Here is a 20,730-nt window from a genome sequence, read left to right as displayed (position 1 = left end):
TTATACATAAGTTTTGTGGAAAGAATGTCGTAAAAGTGATTATTTCATCATACTAACAAGCTCATCTGCCATTGCAATTGCTGCTTTTCTGTTTGGTAGGTTAAGCTTTTGATATAAATTACGAATATGAGTTTTAATGGTTGTTGGTGCTACATCAAATTCAACCGCAATTTGCTCATTACTAAACCCTGAATAAATTAAGCCGAGCACTTGCCACTCCCTATGAGTAAGAGGACTAGTGCGGATTAATTCTGGCACTTCTGGGGTGTTAATTACTTTTTCAATAAAGGCTTCATCAAAATGGGCAGAGCGAGAACGTTCATTATTAGATAATGCTTTTTGCAACTGTTCAATTCGATGTTTTTCAAGCTCTGTGATGTTTCCTTTTTGCTGTAATTTAGCTAAAGGTTTTAAAATGTCTCTGCCAGCCATTAAGAAACTGCCAATAATACCCGTTTGATTTGATTGTTTAATTGCAAGGTGTATTGCTTCAATCGATTCATTTATCTGTTTGTTTTCATACAACAGAACCGACTCCATAATGGCGTTACGATTAATGTCAGTAATCAGTTTATGTTGTTGAGCAATAATCTGTGATGCTTGTAAGGTGTTGATTGCTTTTTCAATATCGCCTAAATGGAAATGCGCCCTTGCGATATTTCGCCACTGAAGTTGAGTAAAGTGATTACAGCGAGTTTCTGGCTTTTCAGTATGAGCTAACCAGTAACTAATGGCTTCTGTGTTTCCTTTTGATTGCCAATAGAACAGTTGAGCTGAAGAAGCGTTAGCTTTCCAATCGATGTGGTAATCAGCTTGGCTTAAAAGCTGCTGACATTTCTCAAGGTATCGCTCTGCTTTATCTAGTTCTCCGCGAGCAACAGCAAGACGTGCCAGCATTGAATAACCACGTAAGTGCTTTGTTTCATCAAATGGAGACAGTACGTCTAAGCCTTTCCACGTGTATTGCTCTGCCTCATCAAATCGGAACCAGAACCAATAAATTTGAGCTCGTGCACGTAATAAGAATTCATGAAGTGGCAATTGACCTAAGTCTTGATCTTTAATTAGTTTAAAACCGTTATCTTGTAAATCAAAAGCCGCTTGCATAAAACCTTGCGCCATTAAGATTTCACTTTGTTGTAAGATTGCCCATAACGCTTGATGATAAATGCCATAAGTCATGGCCATTTTTTCAGTTTGTTGCATCAATGCAAGCGCTTGTGCAAGATTACCTGATACATGGTGATATTCACCAATAACAGATGTTGCAACGATACGGCTACGGTATTTATTGGTTTCCAACTCTTCAAGGGCTTTTTCTGCAAAGGCGAGAGCAGCTTCAGGTTCATTCTTATTAATAGCAACTTGAGCGCGTAGGGCATCAAGCTCACCTTGCATGTGCCTGTCTAACGTAATGTTTCGTTCAGACATTTCTCGCTGACCTTCAGAGATCAGATCATCCACTTGTAAATAGTTGTGCTGACTCTGTGCTAACCACGCACGAATAATCACCAGACGTGGGGAGGTGAATAATACTTCGGGTTCAAGTCCTTTAATCGTAGATTCGAGTAACGTAAGTTCGCCATTATTAAATAAATACCATCCGTGTTGAGTTAATATTTCTGCGACTAAAACATCATCGTGCGCATTTTTAGCATGACGAAGTGCCTGATAAATATTGTTATTAGATAACCATGCATGAGCCGCTTTTTGTTGTAGATGGGTTTCTTCATGCGCAAGATGATTTTGGCGTTGATGTGTTAAAAATTCAGCAAATAAATTATGGAATTTATACCAGTCACCTTTTTCACCATCACTATTAATAAATAAACCAAAACGGTTTAAGTTTTCAATTAATAGTTGGGCATCGTTTCGTCCCGTCACACTTGTTAATAGCTGAGTACTAAAATGTTCAAATACGGCACAGCGCATTAAGAATTGTTGTGTTTCTTTATCTAAATGGTCAAAGACTTCTTCTGCAAGATAATCCCATAAATGAGCATGATTAAGTTGCTCCATTGCTTGAGCTGAATTACTTAAAGACTGATTATTTTGAATGCTGTGTAAGGCGATTAATTGTAAAGCCGAAGGCCATCCCTCGACGTGCTCTCGAACGTGGGTAATCGCTTCTTGGTCGATATCGTCATTAAGACGTTGATTAAAGAATAGAGACGTTTCTGATTGATCAAAAGCTAAGCTTTGGTTGTCTATTTCAATTAATAAATCTCGAACACGTAGGTTTGCCGTGTTAAGAGGGGGTTGAGAGCGACTGGTAATAACAAGGGTGAGATTATCAGGCAGATGTTTAAGGAAAAATTTCAAGCCTAAATGAATCGCTTCATTCGTGATTAGGTGATAGTCATCAAGCACAAAGTAAGCTTCACCTTCGAATGGAATAAGCTCAGTAAAGACCTGAGAAAATAAACTGGATAAAGAAGCGAACTGCCGTTTTTCAGTTAATGCTTTAGAGTGTTGGAGTTCTAATTCAGTGGCATTGCTGATGGTTTGAATAAAGTACTTTGCGAATTTGAATTCATCATTATCGCCGTCATCAAGACTATACCAACCAGTGGCTTCTTTATTTGATAGCCACTGCGCAGCCATTGTTGTTTTACCGTAGCCAGCGGGAGATCGAAACAAAACAAGCTTGTAATGCATTGCATCAGATAGAGTGTCTAATACTCTCTGTCTGATAATTGCGTTATGTAAGCGCCTTGGAAAATGTAATTTCGATGGTATTAACATAATTATTGTTCTTCTTAAAAATACTAAGAAGATTATCCTCAATAATGAGAAGAAATGTCTCTTCTACGCCCTATAAATGTGATCTAAGTTCTCTTTTAGTTGTGATTTGATTTATAAATCAATAGCTTCTAGTACGGTGTTGAATGTAATTTCCTGAATGTTTAAAAATGTGATCTTGTTATCATTTTGTGTTTTATGCTGTAAAAGTGTGTTTATCATCACGTCTAATCTCTCTGTAAGCCTACAAAACTTGCGTCTTATCACACTATATTTTCTCCTTTTAGCTACGCCTTATCTCTTTTTATTCTCCTCCCCCTAAGAAGGAGGATGTGACCCCTAGACGAAACAGGCAGGATTAATCACAGTTGATTTATGAACTTTCGTGAGAGACAAAAGATGAAAAAGAACAACATCAAAAAATTTGATAAAGCGGCATTTCAAGCTTCTGTAAAACAGCATTTAGTAACAACATTTGGTGCTGATGAAAAAACAGCAGCGTCAAAAGTATGGTACTTAGCAATGGGTAAAGCCCTAGCTGAACTGACGACTTTTGATCTTGTTAACACTGAAAATGATGAGAAAATTAAGAATGCACGAAGCGTAAACTACTTATCGTTAGAATTTTTGATTGGTCGTTTAACGGGTAACAACCTAATTAGCATGGGTCTTTATGAAGACATTACGGATGCAATGGGTGAGTTAGGACATAATCTGACTGATTTATTAGAAGAAGAACGCGATCCAGCATTAGGTAATGGTGGTTTAGGTCGTTTAGCTGCCTGTTTTATGGATTCTTTGGCTGCACAAGAGTTCCCAGCTATTGGTTACGGTCTTCATTACGAATACGGTCTATTCCGTCAGTCTTTTGAAGATGGACGTCAACAAGAAGCTCCAGATGCATGGTGTGGTGTAGAAGGCTACCCATGGGAAGTGGCTCGCCCAGACTTCGCTCAAAATGCAGGTTTCTATGGTCATGTAGAAACACATATTGTTGATGGTGAAGAGAAGCGTCGTTGGGTTCCTGGAATGTCAGTAGAAGGTATGCCTTGGGATTTACCAATTGTAGGTTATCAAAGTGATACCGTTTACCCATTACGTTTATGGGAATGTCGTGCAAAAGCACCGTTCAGCCTAGCAAGCTTTAATAATGGTGATTATTTCGAAGCGCAACACGCTTTGATTGATGCGGGTAACGTAACGAAAGTCTTGTACCCTAATGATAACCATGAGAAAGGTAAAACACTGCGTTTAATGCAGCAATACTTCCATTGTGCATGTTCTATTGCGGATATTTTACGTCGTCATGATGCGGCAGGTCATAAAATTGAAGATCTTCCAAAATACGAAACGATCCAATTAAATGATACACACCCAACGATTGGTATTCCTGAGTTGATGCGTATTTTAGTGGATGAGCGTAATTTAACGTGGGATGCGGCTTGGGCTATTTGTTCTAAGACGTTTGCTTACACGAACCACACATTACTTCCTGAAGCATTAGAAACGTGGAGCGAATCGTTAATTTCTCGCTTACTGCCTAGACACATGGAAATCATTTATCACATTAACTACCTATTCTTAGAAGGCGTTAAACTTAAGTGGCCTGGTGATGTAGATAAGCTGCGTAAGCTTTCTATTATTGAAGAAGGCACACACCGTATGGTGCGTATGGCGAATTTATGTGTAGTTTCTTCTTACGCGGTAAATGGTGTAGCGGCACTTCACTCAGAGTTAGTTAAGCGTGATTTATTCCCTGAGTTTAATGAATATTTCCCAGGTAAATTAACGAATGTAACGAATGGTGTAACGCCTCGTCGTTGGTTGAAGTTCTGTAACCCAGGTCTTTCTAACTTGATTTCAACTAAAATTGGTAATGACTGGCCAGCAGATTTAGATCAATTGCGTGATATTGCAAAATTTGCTGATGACGCAAAATTCCAAAAAGATTTCATGGCGGTTAAGAAGCAAAATAAACAACGTTTAGCTGATTGGGTTCAAGAGAACATGGGTATTGAATTAAATACCGATGCAATCTTTGATGTTCAGATTAAGCGTTTGCATGAATACAAACGTCAGCACTTAGATTTGCTAAATATTCTTTCTCTATACCACCGTATTTTGAACGAACCTAGCTTTGATATGCATCCACGAGTGTTTTTCTTTGCCGCAAAAGCCGCGCCGGGTTACCACCTAGCAAAAGAGATCATCTTTGCGATTAATAAAGTGGCAGAGAAAGTAAACAATGACCCTCGTGTGTCTGATTTCTTAAAAGTTGTCTTCATTCCTGATTACCGTGTAAGTATGGCTGAAATCATCATCCCAGCAGCGGATGTGTCTGAGCAAATCTCTACCGCAGGTAAAGAAGCATCTGGTACTGGTAACATGAAAATGGCGCTAAACGGTGCATTGACTGTCGGTACGATGGATGGAGCAAACGTTGAGATCCGCGAAGAAGTTGGTGATGAAAATATCTTTATCTTCGGTCTAGATGTTGATGAAGTCGAAGCACTTAAAGCATCTGGTTACAATCCGTATAAATATTATGAAGCGGACTCATTATTGCAAGCATCGTTAGATCTTCTTGCTGGTGATGAGTTTACTCCAGGTAAAGTGGGCCTACTATCTGCAACACGTGACAATTTGCTTTACGGTGGTGACCCATATTTAGTATTGGCTGACTTTGCTGATTATGTACGTGCTCAAAATGACATTGATGCGGCATATCGTAACCAAAAACAGTGGGCAAAAATGGCTATTTTAAACACTGCTCTTGTGGGTAAATTCAGTTCTGACCGTAGTATCCGTGATTATGTAAATAACATTTGGAAACTAGAAGCGGTTAAACGTTAATTTGATTTAGAAGTAGATAAATGAGGGCAGTATCATGCTGCCCTTGGAGAAAAAGCGATGAAAGATAATAATGTACTACATCAAATCGCAGAGCAGGCTGGGCTAGCAAATAGTTACGTAAGTGCTTGGGGCGATGAAGCAAAAGTCAGTGATGAGACCTTAACTCGTTTACTGGCTTCTTTAGGTTATGACACTAAGAATGATAAAACACTGATTACGTCTTCTGAAAAAATGCAGAAGAAAGAAGTGTTAGCGGCAGTAAAAGTCATTAGAGACAGTGAACCTTTACACGTTGAAATGCACCTAGGTAAAAGTGCGCGTATTAGCGAATTCAGCTGGAAAGTAACGACAGAAGAAGGTGAAATCCTTGAGGGATATTTACAATCTCAAGTTGTTGCTGATGACCGTGATAATGGTGGCGTATTATTATTTTCTCTGCCTGTATTACCTTGGGGATACCATACATTAGAGATTATTCGCAAACGCCGTAAAACACCGTATGTAATGACATTAATTGTCACTCCAAAAGCATGTTTTAAGCAAAACGCGATCAATCAAGGCAAAAAAATGTGGGGCCCAAGTGTCCAACTTTACACATTAAGAACGTCTCATAACTGGGGTATTGGTGATTTCGGCGATCTTAAACAACTTGTTGGTGACATTGCGAATCGTGGTGGTGATTTTGTGGGTCTCAACCCAATTCACTCATTGTTCCCTGCAAACCCTGAAGGCGCAAGTCCGTATAGTCCATCATCACGTCGTTGGTTGAATATTTTATACATTGATGTGTGTTCAGTTCCTGAATTTGCATTATGTAACCAAGCTCAAGAATTAGTCGGTAGCGCTAAATTCCAACAGCGATTAAATGAAGCGCGTCAATCTCATTGGGTGAATTACACAGAAGTGTCATCACTTAAAATGAGCGTATTACCTTTCCTTTTTGAAGAGTTTAAAGCGCGTCATATTGACAAAAATAGTGCACGAGCAGATGCATTCTTGGCATTTGTAGAAGAGGGCGGAGAAAGCTTACTTCATCAAGCTGCTTTTGATGCGTTACATAATACGCTTTACACACAAGACCAAAGCATTTGGGGTTGGCCAGTATTCCCAAGCGAACTTCAGCATTTTGATAATAAGCAAGTACAGCAATTTATTACGGATAACCGTGATCAAGTTGATTTATACATGTACTTACAATGGATTGCATTTACACAAATTAATGACGTTCAACATTTTGCAGAAAACAAAGGTATGAATGTTGGTTTATATCGTGATTTAGCGGTAGGGGTTGCAGATTCAGGGTCAGAAACATGGGCTGATCATGGCAATTTATGTTTGGATGTTAGTATTGGTGCGCCACCTGATATTTTAGGCCCTCTAGGTCAAAACTGGGGGTTACCACCATTAAACCCTCATACATTAAAATCAACGGCTTATGATGCTTACATTGAGTTACTTCGTGCAAATATGAAAGCATGCGGTGCCTTACGTATTGACCATGTATTGGGTTTATTACGTTTGTGGTGGATCCCTAAAGGTGAAGATGCAACTAAAGGCGCGTACATGTACTACCCAGTAGAAGACATGTTATCGATCCTTGCTTTAGAGAGCCATCGTCATCAATGTTCTGTTATTGGTGAGGATCTCGGTACTGTACCTGATGAGATTGTTGATTTATTAGCGGATGCAGGTATTCATTCTTATAAAGTTTTCTTCTTCGAAACAGCAAAAGATGGTGGATTCTATTCTCCAACGCATTACCAAGAGCAATCAATGTCAGCATTATGTACTCATGATATGCCGACATTACGTGGCTTTTGGCATTGTGATGATTTAAAAATGGGCGAAGAAATTGGTCTTTATCCAGATCCTGAACAATTGAAAGAGCTATTTAAAACTCGTGCTGAATCAAAGCAAGAGATACTAAATAGCGTTGACTTTCATGGTTACCTTCCGGAAGGTATTGGTCGTGATGCGTCTTATGTTCCTATGGATAGGCATTTAAGTGATGCGCTTCAGTATCATTTAGCAGCAGGATCGAGCACGCTTCTCAGTTTACAGCTTGAAGATTGGCTAGAAATGGATAAACCAGTTAACATACCGGGAACTGTTGATGAATATCCAAACTGGCGTCGTAAGTTATCAATTACCTTGGATGAAATATTTAATCGCCAAGAAGTAAATGAGTTAACTAAGCGTTTAACTGACATTCGAGCTCAAGCTAGCCGAAAATAATAGGAGTATTTACGTTGAACTTACTTGTTGAACGTAAAGAAAAGGACATTTACATGCAGCTCGAAAGGGCTGCATTTTCAGATCCATTTTCTTTTCTAGGTCCACAATATCAATCTAAAGACATTGCACTACGTGTTTGGCTTCCTGGAGCCACTTCGGTAAGCGTTCGTCTTGAATCTCATTCTGATTATCCTCTCATTCCTGAACCTTCTTGTTCTGGCATCTTCGTTTTAAATCAATCGATTGATCTTACAAGTACACATTATCAACTTGTGGTTGATTGGAATGGTACAGAACAAGTTATTGATGACCCTTATCAGTACCATAATATTTCGCCAACTAATGCTCAAGCCCATACACCAAAAGAGATGTATAACCATTTAGGCGCGCATTTAATGACGGTGGAGCGAGATGGCAAGGAAGTCCAAGGTGTTCGTTATGTCGTCTTTGCTCCTAATGCTTCTTCTGTCAGTGTTATTGGTGATTTTAACCAATGGGATGGTCGTCGTCATTTAATGCAGCGCATAGATAATGGACTTTGGGCACTATTTATTCCTGAGCAAGAAGCAGGAACTAAATATAAATTTGAGCTAAAAGGGCCAAATGGTGAAGCATTACCTCATAAAATGGATCCGTTTGGTGCCTATAATGAGCAATATCCTTCTTTTTCTTCGGTGGTTTATGACCAAAAAGAATACCAATGGCAAGATACGACATGGCAAACTCGCTCGGTAACCCAAAAGCAGAAAGAAGCCTTATCTTTTTACGAGTTGCATGCTGGTTCATGGAAACGAAACGAACAGGGTGATTTCTTAACATATCGTGAATTAGCGGAGCAATTAATTCCTTACATTGTTGACATGGGCTATACCCACATCGAATTAATGCCTGTTTCAGAGCATCCATTCTATGGCTCATGGGGCTATCAACCAATCGGCTTATTCTCTCCAACAAGTCGTTTCGGTACACCTGATGATTTCAAATTTTTTGTTGATCAATGTCATCAAGCTGGTGTAGGTATTGTTCTTGATTGGGTTCCTGCACATTTCCCATCAGACTCACACGGTTTAGCGAACTTTGATGGTACATCATTATTTAATGATCCTGACCCTCGTCGTGGTTGGCATAATGATTGGCAGAGTTTTATTTACAATTATGACCAACAACACGTACGTGAGTTCTTAGTCTCAAATGCTTTGTACTGGTTTGAACATTTCCATATTGATGGTTTACGTGTTGATGCTGTTGCGTCAATGCTTTACCTTGATTATTCACGCGATGATGGTGAGTGGATTCCTAATTGGGATGGTGGTAACCATAACCACGGCGCAATAGCCTTGTTAAAATGGATGAATGAAGAAGTATATTCTCATTATCCAAATGCAATGACTATTGCCGAAGAATCAACCGCATTCCCTGGTGTTTCTGCACCAACATTTGATGGTGGTTTAGGCTTTGGCTTTAAATGGAATATGGGTTGGATGCACGATAGCCTTAGCTATATTCAAGAAGATCCAATTCACAGACGTTATCACCACGACACTATCACTTTCCCAATGGTATACGCATTTAGTGAAAACTATGTATTATCACTTTCTCATGATGAAGTAGTGTATGGTAAAGGATCTATTTTAGATAAAATGCCGGGTGATGAGTGGCAGAAAACAGCCAATATGCGTGCGTACATGGGGTACATGTATGGGCAACCTGGTAAGAAATTAAACTTCATGGGAACAGAGATTGCTCAAAGTGCTGAATGGGATCATGATAGTCAATTACAATGGTTCTTAACGCAATTTGAACGTCATTCAGGTATGCAGTCTTTAGTGAGAGACCTGAATAAAATGTATACGTCTGAGCCTGCATTGTATCAAAATGATTGTAGCCCAGTGGGTTTTGAGTGGCGTTTGCACGACGAAGCTGAAATGAGTGTGTTAGCTCATGAGCGTTTAGGTGATAACGGCGAACGTATTTTAGTTATTAGTAACTTCACACCAGCTCCAAGAGAAGATTTCCGTTTAGGTATGCCTATTGCCGGCGATTACGAACTGATTCTAAATAGTGATGCGAACTTCTATGGTGGTAGTGACTACACTGTTGTTAGTGAAGTGAAAACAGAAGCTATTGAGTCTCAAGGTTTACCACAGTCTATTTCAATCACATTGCCTCCATTGTCGACAATGTTTTATCGTTTGAAGTAATAATTAAGCTTTACGTAATAAAAATCCCTGAATAATTATGTTATTCAGGGATTTTTTATTACTTGCTTTATTCTGGCAATAAATACTCATCAAACCCAATCGTAGTCAAATTTTCAAAGGCTTGCCAAACATCATCGGGAATATCCTGTGCTTCTTGATATCCTAGTGTTGGATATACTTTTAAGCGATGTAATTCACCTAGAATAATACTAGCGACATGATCAAATGTGACCTCTTCTGTAGGGTAATTAACAAAAGTAATATTAGGCGATGAAATACAGAATTCTATATTGGTCCAGTTTTTTAAGAAAGTAGCGAGTAATCTTCTCTCCATATATGGCTTTTGAACTAAAAGAAGAGAGTTAAGCGTAATCTTTTTTTCTTTTAATAAGGCTTGAGTGAAGAGTATATTTTCTCCAGTATTTGTTGCCTTTGTCTCGATAATAATTGCTGAAGAAGGAACTCCCATGTCTTTGGCAACATTCGCAAAGGTTTCAGCCTCGCTTAATGTGAACAGCCCCTCAGTTGCACGACCTTGAGCTCCTGAAAAGATCAATAACGGTGCATAACCATCCAGATATAGTTGTGCTGCATGCTCAGCAACGCGTAAGTCATAACTACATAAAACAAAAATAGCATCACTTTTTTTAATCGGTTGATTCAGTAAATGGTAATCCCATACCAATTGCAGTTGCTGGAAAAGCGAAGGTGACATAAAAACCTCGAAACTTTATATGAGTCATTTGATAATTACATAGGCTCTGTTGATCATGCAAATAGTGTATTTAGTTTGCCGTACTGTATTTTGGTTTTGTGTTTTTTATGTTAACGTATAGTTAACTTGAAAGTGGTAAAGATTGAGCTGATGCACATTATTGATTGAATCTTTTTTGTAAATAAATTGAAGTTACATGCTTCACAGTTTTGTAATCCAAATGTGTTAAGTTAATCCCAAAATAAACAGATATAAGTAATATTTTTAATAATTACGATTTTAATTATAAAAGTTGGAGAGAAAATGGCTGGTGTATTAGGAATGATTTTGGCTGGAGGTGAAGGCTCACGTCTTCGTCCGTTAACAGAGTCACGTACAAAACCTGCAGTACCGTTTGGTGGTAGTTATCGTTTAATCGATTTTGCCTTAAACAATTTTGTAAATGCAGATTTAATGCGTATTTATGTATTAACTCAGTTTAAGTCGCAATCATTATTCCAACATATGAAAAAAGGTTGGAATGTAAACGGAATTACAGATCGCTTTATTGACCCTGTTCCTGCGCAAATGCGTACAGGTAAACGTTGGTACGAAGGTACTGCGGATGCGATTTATCAAAACATTAGCTTTATTGAAGCATCAGATCCTGAACATGTATGTATTTTTGGGTCTGACCATATTTATAAGATGGATATTCGACAAATGCTCGATTTCCATAAGAAGAAACAAGCAGCTCTGACTGTCTCTGCACTTCGTATGCCTGCAAAAGACGCCACTGGCTTTGGTGTTATAGAGGTTGATGAGCACGGGAAAATGATTGGCTTTGAAGAAAAACCAGCAACACCAAAATGTATTCCTGGTCATCCAGGTATTGCTCTTGTATCAATGGGTAATTACATTTTTGAATCTGAAAGTTTATGTAAAGAGCTTAAGTATGATGCTGATCTTGCTGATTCATCACATGACTTTGGTAAAGATATTATTCCTAAGATGTTCCCTGAAGGAAATGTCTATGTTTATGATTTCAGTACTAACCATATTACGGGTGAAAAAGAAGAAGTATATTGGCGTGATGTAGGTACGATTGAATCGTACTGGGAAGCTCATATGGATCTGTTAAAGAAAGATGCTCCATTCTCTCTTTATAATCGTAAATGGCCTTTACATACGTATTACCCACCACTTCCACCTGCAACATTCAGTGATTCAGATAATGGCCGAGTGCAAATTATCGACAGCTTAGTGTGTGGCGGTAGTTATGTCCGTGGTTCACGCATTGAAAAATCAGTATTAGGCTTCCGTAGTAATATTGCTTCAGCGTGTGATATTAGTGAAAGTATTCTTTTAGGTGATGTAAAAATCGGTAAAGGCTGTGTTTTACGCCGAGTTATCATTGATAAAGGCGTAGATATTGCCCCAGGAACTGAAATTGGTGTTAATCTTCAAGAAGATAAGAAGAGATATCATGTTTCAGATGAGGGTATAGTCGTTATCCCTAAAGGAGAGAGAATTGGTTACTAAGACGCTTTCAATTTTATTTGTAGCATCTGAGGTTGAAGGGTTGATTAAAAGTGGAGGCTTGGCAGACGTTGCCAAGGCTCTGCCTAAGTCACTTAAAAAGTTAGGGCATCAGGTTAACATCGTGATGCCTGCCTATCAGTCGATTTCAGGCCGAGATGCCGCTGATATCTTACTGGAAACAACATTAACACACTGGCCACATACGCCTTATCAAGTAAGAGCGCTAGAAGTTGATGGCATTTCTGTGTTTGGTATTGAGTGTGCAGAGTATTTTGATCGTTCAGAGATGTACGCTGAAAATAACCAAGCGTATTCTGATAATGGTGAACGGTTTGCTTTTTTCAGTGCAGCTTGTCTTGATATGTTACCAAAACTTAATGTTCAACCGGATATAATTCATGCAAATGATTGGCATACCGGATTAGTCCCATATCTGCTGAAAAAACGTTATGAAAATGACGCTTTCTTTTCGCATATCCGTTCAGTTTTGTCTGTTCATAATGCGGTATTTAAAGGTATTTTTCATTATGATGAAATTGCATGCCTTGCTGAATTTAAAGCAAATTATGTCCCTGAAGCTGCAGTAAGCCATAGTCATATTAGTATGCTAAAAGCGGGCGTACTATGTGCAGATAAAATTAATGCAGTAAGCCCAACTTATGCAAAAGAACTACTTACAGAGTTAGGTTCTCATGGCATGGCTGTTGATTTCCAATCAAGAGAGTCGGATCTGTTTGGGATCCTTAATGGATGTGATTATAGTGAGTGGAGTCCGGAAGTAGATAGCTTCATTCCTAAACAGTTTAAAGCAAACCGTATTAGTATGGTTCGTGGCAAGAAGGCATGTAAATCTGCATTGCAAGAAGAAGTGAATTTACCTCAAAAAGAGGTAGCGATGTATGGCATGGTTTGTCGTTTGACTAATCAAAAAGGCATTCATTATCTATTACCTATTTTAGAGCAGTTCTTAAAGAATGATGTTCAAGTTGTTATTGTTGGAACTGGTGATCCTGTTCTTGCTAATCAACTAGCAGAAATTGCGGCAATAAATAGTGATAAATTTGCTTTTGTGGAAGCTTATAGCAATAAGTTAGCTCATTGGGTTGAAGCTGCGTCGGATTTCTTTTTGATGCCATCAGAATTTGAACCGTGCGGATTGAATCAAATCTATAGTATGGCTTATGGCACGCTTCCAATTGTTCGTGAAGTTGGTGGTCTTAAAGACAGTGTAACTGATTACGACAGTGATATTGATAATGCCACAGGGTTTAGTTTTAAAAATCCAGAGCCTGTAGAATTGTTATTAGTATTAATGCGTTCTTTATTACTTTATAGCCAAAACCTAAATGAAATTAAGCGTGTGCAACTGCATGCAATGAAGCAAAATTTTAGTTGGGATGAAGCGGCTGATAAATATGTTGAGATGTATTTGTCTTAAACTTCTTTAGCAGTAACAAATAATCAATAACGGAGGAAAGGCATTTTGTCTTTCCTTTTTATTTTAACGTTGGTAAGTCAATAATCAGTATAGAGTATAATAAATTCTTGCTGAAATTGTATCTTATGCTTACTTGGGTATAGAATAACGCTCTTTACTGGCTAGGTATCGAATTGTGATTTCAAAATTACCTAAATGGGTCGAGTACGGCACCTTTTTTCTAGCTCTCTTAGCTGGAATTACTAACTCAGTGGGCTTGCTGGGTTTTCAACATCAGTCAATTTCTCATCTTTCAGGGACTGCAACGTTACTAGGCACGCAATTGCTTGGTTTTAATGAGGAAACATGGCATTTATTTTTCATTATATTCAGTTTCATTTTAGGCTCTTCATTAAGTAGTCTTATTGTCGGGTGTACCGCATTAAAATTAGGGCGTCGTTATAACTTTGCTTTGGTTATTGAAAGCCTTTTACTTTTTGTTGCGATGTTCGTGTTGAATGAAGGCAGTCAGTGGGGACACTATTTTGCTTCTGCTGCATGTGGTTTACAGAATGGTCTAGTCACAACTTATAGTGGTGCTGTTGTTCGAACCACTCATGTTACAGGTGTGCTTACAGATCTTGGGATCATGTTAGGAATGAAGTTAAAAGGTGAACCAATTCATCACCGTCGTTTAGCATTGTATTTATTCATTGCGTTTGGCTTTATTTTTGGCGGTGTAATTGGCGGTTATTTTTATCCTTCTTTAGGGATCAATACGCTAGCGATACCTGCTACGTTATGTGCTTTATTAGCACTCTCTTATTCTATTTATTTGTATCAGCATAAAGATCATTAATAAAGTTAGATAATAATACCAATTCCAGTAATAAATAGATCATCTAATTCGTTACATTGGTATAAATCCGTAAATAAAAAAATGGCAGCTAAAATTAGCTGCCATTTTTGATTTTATTTCTTAGTATTGATTAAGAATTTGATGTTTGAACTAGTGGCTTATATGGATTGTCAGCTTTACGACAAGCTGCTGTAGTGAACAGAACATCAGTAGAGCTGTTTAGCGCTGTTTCTGCTGAATCTTGAACCACACCAATGATAAAGCCGATAGCAACAACTTGCATGGCCACTTCGTTTGGAATACCAAATAGGCTACATGCTAATGGGATAAGTAGCAATGAACCACCGGCAACGCCTGAGGCACCACACGCAGAGACAGCAGCAACTAAACTAAGTAATAGAGCGGTTGGTAAATCAACAGCAACACCTGATGTGTGTACTGCTGCAAGCGTAAGTACGGTAATTGTTATTGCAGCACCGGCCATGTTGATTGTCGCACCTAATGGGATTGATACTGAGTAAGTATCTTTATGTAGGTTTAGACGCTCACATAATGCCATGTTTACTGGAATGTTTGCAGCAGAGCTTCGAGTGAAGAATGCCGTCACACCACTTTCACGCAGGCATAAGAACACAAGTGGGTATGGGTTGCGTTTTGTTCGAATAAACACAATTAATGGGTTTACAACTAATGCGATAATTGCCATTGAACCAAGTAGAACGGCTAATAGGTGAGAGTAGCCAGCTAATGCATCAAAGCCTGTCTCTGCAAAGGTACTTGCTACAAGACCAAAGATACCAATTGGTGCAAAACGGATAACTACCGTTACAATGCTCGAAATACAGTTTGAAAGGTCAATGAACACTTTTTTTGTTGCATCAGACGCAGAATGTAAGCCCAAACCAAGAGCAATTGCCCAGCCTAAAATACCGATAAAGTTACCAGTCATTAATGCATTGATTGGGTTATCAATGATTTTGAATAGTAGAGTATAAAGGACTTCCATAATGCCTTCAGGAGCACTATTGGTTGCAGCATCAGTGACTAGAGATAAAGTAGTTGGGAAAATGAAACTCATAGTGACGGCAGTTAGTGACGCACAAAAAGTACCAACTAAATATAAAACCACGACAGGTTTCATGTTTGAATCTTGGCCTCGTTTCTGATTTGCAATTGAAGATGCAACTAGAATAAATACAAGAATAGGAGCGACGGCTTTTAGGGCACTAACAAATAGTTGACCAAAAAGACCAGCAGAAACAGCAGTTTCTGGTGACAGTGTGGCAAGTGTGACACCAGCGACAATACCTATTAGAATTTGTATAACAATGTTTGTATTCATCATACGAACGAGTAAGGGTTGGGCTTGCGGCATATTAAATTCCTTTAATTTAGTACAACATGCATCTTATCTGATGCTTATGCGAAAGATAGTAACATTATTGTCTATTTTTTTGCACTAACTTGTTAAAGACTTCTAGAAAAATGCCGATAATATATAGTATTAACGTGTTACAGAAATAATTGCTGGTGATAATATCGGCAATGATAATCAAATGAGTGATGTTTATGAGTGGAATGTTAAATAGTGTTGATCAGCGCACCCAACTCGTGGGTGAAAATAGATTGGAATTGTTGCTTTTTAAGCTAAACACCACTCAAATTTTTGCGATTAATGTTTTTAAAGTAAAAGAAATATTAAAAGTACCAAAGCTAACTAAGCTGCCCGGCTCTCATTATCATATTTCAGGTGTTGCGAGTTTGCGTGGTGAATCAGTTCCTGTGATTGATCTGCGTGGTGCTATCGGTATGAAACCAATGGGTAATGATGAAGAAAGCACACTAATTATTACTGAATATAACCGCACAACCCAAGGGTTCTTGGTTGGCCAAGTTCAGAATATTATTAATACAACATGGGCTGATATTCAACCGCCACCAAAAACGGTAGGACGCCATAATTTTCTTACTGCAATTACTCAAGTTGAGGTTGAACCTAATACCACGAGAATCGTTGAGATTATTGATGTAGAAAAAGTATTAGCTGAGATTATTGAATACGACATTTCAATCTCGGAAGGCGTGCTAGATCAAGAATTGGTTAGTCATATGCATGGGCGTAAAGTGCTTATCGTTGACGATTCAAGTACGGCACGAACTCAAGTCAGAAATACATTACAACAACTTGGTCTTGAAGTGATTGAGCGAAGTGACGGACGCCAAGCTCTCGATCTTTTAAAAGGGTGGTGTGATGAAGGCAAAGTGGTTAATGATGAAATTTTATTAATGATCACAGATGCAGAAATGCCAGAGATGGATGGCTATAGACTGACTCATGAAATCAGAAATGATCCTAGAATGAATGATTTGTTTATTACGTTAAATACGTCGTTAAGTGGCAGTTTTAATGATGCAATGGTTCAGAAAGTAGGGTGTGACCGTTTTATTTCTAAGTTTCAACCAGATCTGATTGTAGGCGTTGTTCAAGAGAGATTAGCTCAAATCATTTAGTTGTCTTTTATTCGTTTAATGTTGTATTAAGTTTTTACATCATCGTAATGTGGGTAAGTTCATACTAAATGTGACAGGTTTGTTGTTATTTGGTATAATATTGACAGTTCCATGACATTGGAGCGCTAAGAGCAAGACGCTTTGTCTTTTACACACCATGTTATAAGGTAGATTGTTCGTATATGATCTGGATGATATCTAAGCTAATAATTACGCTGACGGTTTTAGCGTATAGAACATATCACAAAGGACGTGTAAAATCTGAATCTGGGCTAGATTAGCTTAGTTGAAAAACAAAAGGAGGCTTAATTGCCTCCTTTTTTATTGTGATTTTGATAGCCTTTCTTTATTCGGCATTAAATATGGCAATAGATAACGGCGATAAGCTGTAATCAACAACGGCATGTTTTGATGTTACTTGAGTATGCTGAGTATTACATACTAAAGACCAACGTGAATGTTGCTTGGGTTTTGGTAACTCAAAACGAGTTGGTATGTTTGATTGGTTAATTAAAATCAGTAACTCTTTAGTTCCATCATATATATTGAGATGAAGACATAATGATTCAGCACCGTGCCAATCGGCATGAGTCATATTACTACCTTCAGGCGTATACCAAGCGACTTTCTGTTTGGATCTACTCGTGCCGCTAAATGCATTAATGACTGGTACCATATGAGTTTGTCTGGCTTGGATCATGTCTGATAGCCAGCGTTTAAACTCTAGAGCGGTTTCATCTAAATCCCAATTTACCCAACTAATATCACTGTCTTGACAATAAGCGTTATTATTACCTTGTTGAGTGTGCGAGCAAGCATCAGCAGCTAAAAGATGAGGGATGCCAAAACTAAACAATAAGGTAGTCACCATATTACGCTTTTGTTTTTCACGTAGAGCAATGACCCTTGGGTTATCTGTTGGGCCTTCAACACCATAGTTATCAGAACGATTATCACCATGTCCATCGCGGTTTTCTTCACCATTAGCAAGATTATGGCGTTCTTTGTAGCTAACAAGATCTTGAAGCGTAAACCCATCATGGTAGCTGACATAATTGACAGGCAGTTTATGAGGCCAGCGGGAAGCACTAACCAGATCGCGAGAACCCATTAAACGAGTTGCCATTGATTTTAAATAGTTTTGCTCACCACGCCAAAAGCTCTTTGTCGTATCACGGAATTTATCACTGCACTCATTCCAACCATCAGGAAATTGACCCACTTGATAACCGTTAGGGCCAATATCCCATGGCTCTGCAATCAATTTTACTTTCTGAAGTATTGGATCTTGAGCTACGGCTTTAAAGAACGCATTATTAGGGTTAAATTGATCGTATTCACGCCCTAGTGTTGCTGCTAAATCAAATCGGAAACCATCGATATGGTATTGCTCAACCCAATATCTTAGCGTATCCATAACAAGGTTTAAGCTTGGTTGATGTGTAATGTCTAGTGTATTCCCGCACCCTGTATAGTTGGTATATTTGCCATGGTGATGCAGATAATAGTCTTGGTCTAGGCCTTTTAAGTTAAAGGTAACTCCACCATCTCCGCCCTCAGCGGTATGGTTATATACCACGTCGAGAATGACTTCTATATTGTTTTTATGAAGCTCTCTGATTGCTGTTTTTAATTCAGTGACAGCGTCATTACGCGCATAGCGTGGATCGGGTGCCATAAATGAAATTGGATTATAACCCCAGTAGTTAACCATGTTCATTTCAAGTAAATGAGGCTCATGCATGCAAGCGGCAACAGGAAGCAACTGAATACTTGTAATGCCTTGGTGCTTTAAGTGTGCGATGTTGGCTGGATCAGCCAAACCAAGGTAGGTGCCTCTTACTTTAGTATCCACTTTTGGATTTAATAGCGTAAATCCTTTTACATGAGTTTCTAATAAAATAGTTTCAGAACGAGAGATCATTGGTTTTGGTGTTTCTTGCCAATCAAATGTGTCATCAACGACAAGAGATTGCGCTAGGACCCAACTTTGTTCTGCAGTATAAGGGACATCATAATGAGGTGTGTTCTTTAAAGCTTTAGCGTATGGGTCAAGTAAAAGCAGTGCTTTTTTATCTTGAATTATTTTAAAACCATAAGCAGTGTCTTTAGTGATATTGTCAATGAAGGTATATTTAATTGAACCATATTCTTCAGTGAATGGATGTTCATTATAGGTACCATCATCATTAAAAATAATTAATGATAGAGGAAATGAAGACGAATGATGGACTGAAAAATTACATCCATCGGGAGTTAATGTTGCGCCTAGAGGGTGCGGGAAAGCATGGTGTGTGTTCACAATATTCCTCTTACTGAATAAACAACAAAAGCCCAATTCATTGTTGGGCTTTTTTTATAAATGAGTAATGTTTGTTAAGCGCCGGCTTCTTTATAGAGCCTTTGGCATGCTTTTCCATCATTATGAAATAAATGACATCGATGTGCGGGAATTCCGACAGAGAAGGCATCTCCTGCTTCAACTAACGCAGTGTCAGGGACACGGTATATCATATCGGCATCGGCATCTTCAATTGTTAAATAAATTTGTGTTTCATATCCCAATTTTTCAACAACTAAAACTTCTCCTTTAATAACAGCGTCGCTATTGTCAGCAGAAACTAAGTGCTCAGGACGAATACCTAGTGACATTCTTTCACCACGAGTGACATGTGTACCATCGACAGGGATCCAAAATGAAGCGCCGTTCTTAAATTGAACCTTAACTTGATTTTTCTCAACATCTTCAATGAAGACGCTAATAAAGTTCATTTTAGGAGAACCAATAAAGCCTGCTACAAAGCGGTTTTTTGGGTAGTGGTATAGTTCTAGCGGCGCACCAACTTGAGAAACATACCCGCCATCTAGCACTACAATTTTTTCAGCCATTGTCATTGCTTCAACCTGATCATGAGTTACATAAATCATGGTGCAATTTAGTTTTTTATGCAGCTTGGCAATTTCGATACGCATTTGAACACGTAATGCCGCATCAAGGTTTGATAAAGGCTCATCAAGAAGAAAAACGTCTGGTTGAGATACCAAAGTACGACCGATAGCAACACGTTGGCGTTGACCACCAGAAAGTGCTTTAGGTTGGCGTTCTAGTAAATGACCTAGTTGTAGGATATCAGCGGCGTGATCAACACGTTTTTTGATTTCAGATTTATCTGCTTTTGCTAACTTTAAGCCAAAAGACATATTATCAAACAAGTTTAAATGTGGATAAAGCGCATAAGATTGGAAAACCATACCTACGCCACGTTTAGAGGGTTCGACATCATTCATGCGTTTTTCACCCATGTATAAGTCGCCAGACGTAATGTCTTCTAAACCCGCAATGCAACGCAATAACGTTGATTTACCACAGCCCGATGGCCCAACAAAAACAACAAACTCACCAGAGTTTATATCTAAATCAATGTTCTTCGAGATTTTAACGTCGCCATAGGATTTGCAAACGTTGCGTAAAGTGACACTCGTCATTGTGTCTATCCTCATCTAATTTTAAATAATTTTTACCAACTACTTATTCAGCTTGGTATTAGCTATGCGCTTTTATAGTGTCATTCTTATGTAAATGGAGGCGTTCGTCATCCTCCTCCTTCTTCTTTTTTTTGGGGGAGTAGGGGGGAGGAGTACTTAGGTCACGTTTTTAATAAATATCGACGGAGTT

General features: G+C 38.5%; 12 protein-coding genes. 7 read left to right on the top strand and 5 right to left on the bottom strand.

The features are described from left to right. Window positions 1-39: 39 nt before the first annotated feature. Window positions 40-2,745, bottom strand: a complete 2,706-nt coding sequence (gene malT / locus BTO23_RS16700) for an HTH-type transcriptional regulator MalT (RefSeq protein WP_060992845.1) — start codon at window positions 2,743-2,745, stop codon at window positions 40-42. 396 nt (window positions 2,746-3,141) lie between these two features. Here malT and BTO23_RS16695 point away from each other — a divergent pair, with 396 nt between their 5' ends. From BTO23_RS16695 to glgB, 3 genes are read left to right on the top strand one after another with little or no spacing between them, the layout of a single operon-like run. Continuing rightward, complete coding sequence (locus BTO23_RS16695) at window positions 3,142-5,595, top strand: glycogen/starch/alpha-glucan phosphorylase (RefSeq protein ID WP_061004292.1); 2,454 nt, start codon at window positions 3,142-3,144, stop codon at window positions 5,593-5,595. 57 nt (window positions 5,596-5,652) lie between these two features. After that, the gene (gene malQ / locus BTO23_RS16690; RefSeq protein WP_105064086.1) at window positions 5,653-7,830 is read left to right on the top strand and encodes a 4-alpha-glucanotransferase; all 2,178 of its coding nucleotides are present in this window, start codon (window positions 5,653-5,655) and stop codon (window positions 7,828-7,830) included. Between the two features lie 53 nt (window positions 7,831-7,883). Next, entirely contained in the window at window positions 7,884-10,031 is a 2,148-nt protein-coding gene (gene glgB / locus BTO23_RS16685; RefSeq protein WP_105064290.1) for a 1,4-alpha-glucan branching protein GlgB, read from the top strand. A 67-nt stretch (window positions 10,032-10,098) separates the two neighbouring features. Here glgB and BTO23_RS16680 read toward each other — a convergent pair whose 3' ends face one another. Then, on the bottom strand, window positions 10,099-10,746 hold the full coding sequence (locus BTO23_RS16680; protein ID WP_105064085.1) for a YdcF family protein: 648 nt from the start codon (window positions 10,744-10,746) through the stop codon (window positions 10,099-10,101). A gap of 303 nt (window positions 10,747-11,049) precedes the next feature. Here BTO23_RS16680 and glgC point away from each other — a divergent pair, with 303 nt between their 5' ends. The 3 genes from glgC (at window position 11,050) to BTO23_RS16665 (ending at window position 14,543) form a co-directional block, all read left to right on the top strand. Then, complete coding sequence (gene glgC, locus BTO23_RS16675) at window positions 11,050-12,267, top strand: glucose-1-phosphate adenylyltransferase (protein WP_061004298.1); 1,218 nt, start codon at window positions 11,050-11,052, stop codon at window positions 12,265-12,267. Next, window positions 12,257-13,705 (top strand): glycogen synthase GlgA, encoded by a 1,449-nt coding sequence (glgA, locus tag BTO23_RS16670; RefSeq protein ID WP_105064084.1) that lies wholly within the window; start codon window positions 12,257-12,259, stop codon window positions 13,703-13,705. The genes glgC and glgA overlap by 11 nt, the downstream gene beginning before the upstream one ends. A gap of 175 nt (window positions 13,706-13,880) precedes the next feature. Beyond that, window positions 13,881-14,543 carry a YoaK family protein gene (locus BTO23_RS16665; RefSeq protein ID WP_060992851.1) on the top strand — a complete coding sequence of 221 codons (663 nt, stop codon included), beginning with the start codon at window positions 13,881-13,883 and terminating at the stop codon, window positions 14,541-14,543. A 130-nt stretch (window positions 14,544-14,673) separates the two neighbouring features. Here the strand turns inward: BTO23_RS16665 and sstT are convergent, their stop codons facing one another. Next, entirely contained in the window at window positions 14,674-15,918 is a 1,245-nt protein-coding gene (gene sstT, locus BTO23_RS16660; protein WP_060992852.1) for a serine/threonine transporter SstT, read from the bottom strand. A 194-nt stretch (window positions 15,919-16,112) separates the two neighbouring features. On the opposite strand from sstT, the gene BTO23_RS16655 reads away from it, so the two are divergent. After that, window positions 16,113-17,054, top strand: coding sequence for a chemotaxis protein CheV (locus tag BTO23_RS16655; RefSeq protein WP_060992853.1), 942 nt, complete (start codon window positions 16,113-16,115; stop codon window positions 17,052-17,054). A gap of 346 nt (window positions 17,055-17,400) precedes the next feature. Here BTO23_RS16655 and glgX read toward each other — a convergent pair whose 3' ends face one another. Both glgX and malK read right to left on the bottom strand, forming a co-directional pair. After that, a complete protein-coding gene (gene glgX, locus BTO23_RS16650) occupies window positions 17,401-19,356 on the bottom strand; it encodes a glycogen debranching protein GlgX (RefSeq protein ID WP_061004302.1) in 1,956 nt (651 codons plus the stop codon). A gap of 74 nt (window positions 19,357-19,430) precedes the next feature. Further along, window positions 19,431-20,540: a maltose/maltodextrin ABC transporter ATP-binding protein MalK gene (gene malK / locus BTO23_RS16645; RefSeq protein ID WP_105064083.1), complete on the bottom strand. Its 1,110-nt coding sequence runs from the start codon at window positions 20,538-20,540 to the stop codon at window positions 19,431-19,433. Window positions 20,541-20,730: the final 190 nt, after the last annotated feature.

The organism is Aliivibrio sifiae, from assembly GCF_002954715.1.
GTDB classification, from domain to species: Bacteria; Pseudomonadota; Gammaproteobacteria; order Enterobacterales; family Vibrionaceae; genus Aliivibrio; species Aliivibrio sifiae.
This window is presented reverse-complemented; position numbering and strand designations above follow the sequence as displayed.

Bases quoted from the DNA above. Each gene is read 5' to 3' on its own strand.
- BTO23_RS16655 (WP_060992853.1), top strand. From the start codon at position 16,113: ATGAGTGGAATGTTAAATAGTGTTGATCAGCGCACCCAACTCGTGGGT.
- sstT (WP_060992852.1), bottom strand. From the start codon at position 15,918: ATGCCGCAAGCCCAACCCTTACTCGTTCGTATGATGAATACAAACATT.
- malQ (WP_105064086.1), top strand. From the start codon at position 5,653: ATGAAAGATAATAATGTACTACATCAAATCGCAGAGCAGGCTGGGCTA.
- BTO23_RS16680 (WP_105064085.1), bottom strand. From the start codon at position 10,746: ATGTCACCTTCGCTTTTCCAGCAACTGCAATTGGTATGGGATTACCAT.
- glgC (WP_061004298.1), top strand. From the start codon at position 11,050: ATGGCTGGTGTATTAGGAATGATTTTGGCTGGAGGTGAAGGCTCACGT.
- BTO23_RS16695 (WP_061004292.1), top strand. From the start codon at position 3,142: ATGAAAAAGAACAACATCAAAAAATTTGATAAAGCGGCATTTCAAGCT.
- malT (WP_060992845.1), bottom strand. From the start codon at position 2,745: ATGTTAATACCATCGAAATTACATTTTCCAAGGCGCTTACATAACGCA.
- malK (WP_105064083.1), bottom strand. From the start codon at position 20,540: ATGACGAGTGTCACTTTACGCAACGTTTGCAAATCCTATGGCGACGTT.
- glgB (WP_105064290.1), top strand. From the start codon at position 7,884: ATGCAGCTCGAAAGGGCTGCATTTTCAGATCCATTTTCTTTTCTAGGT.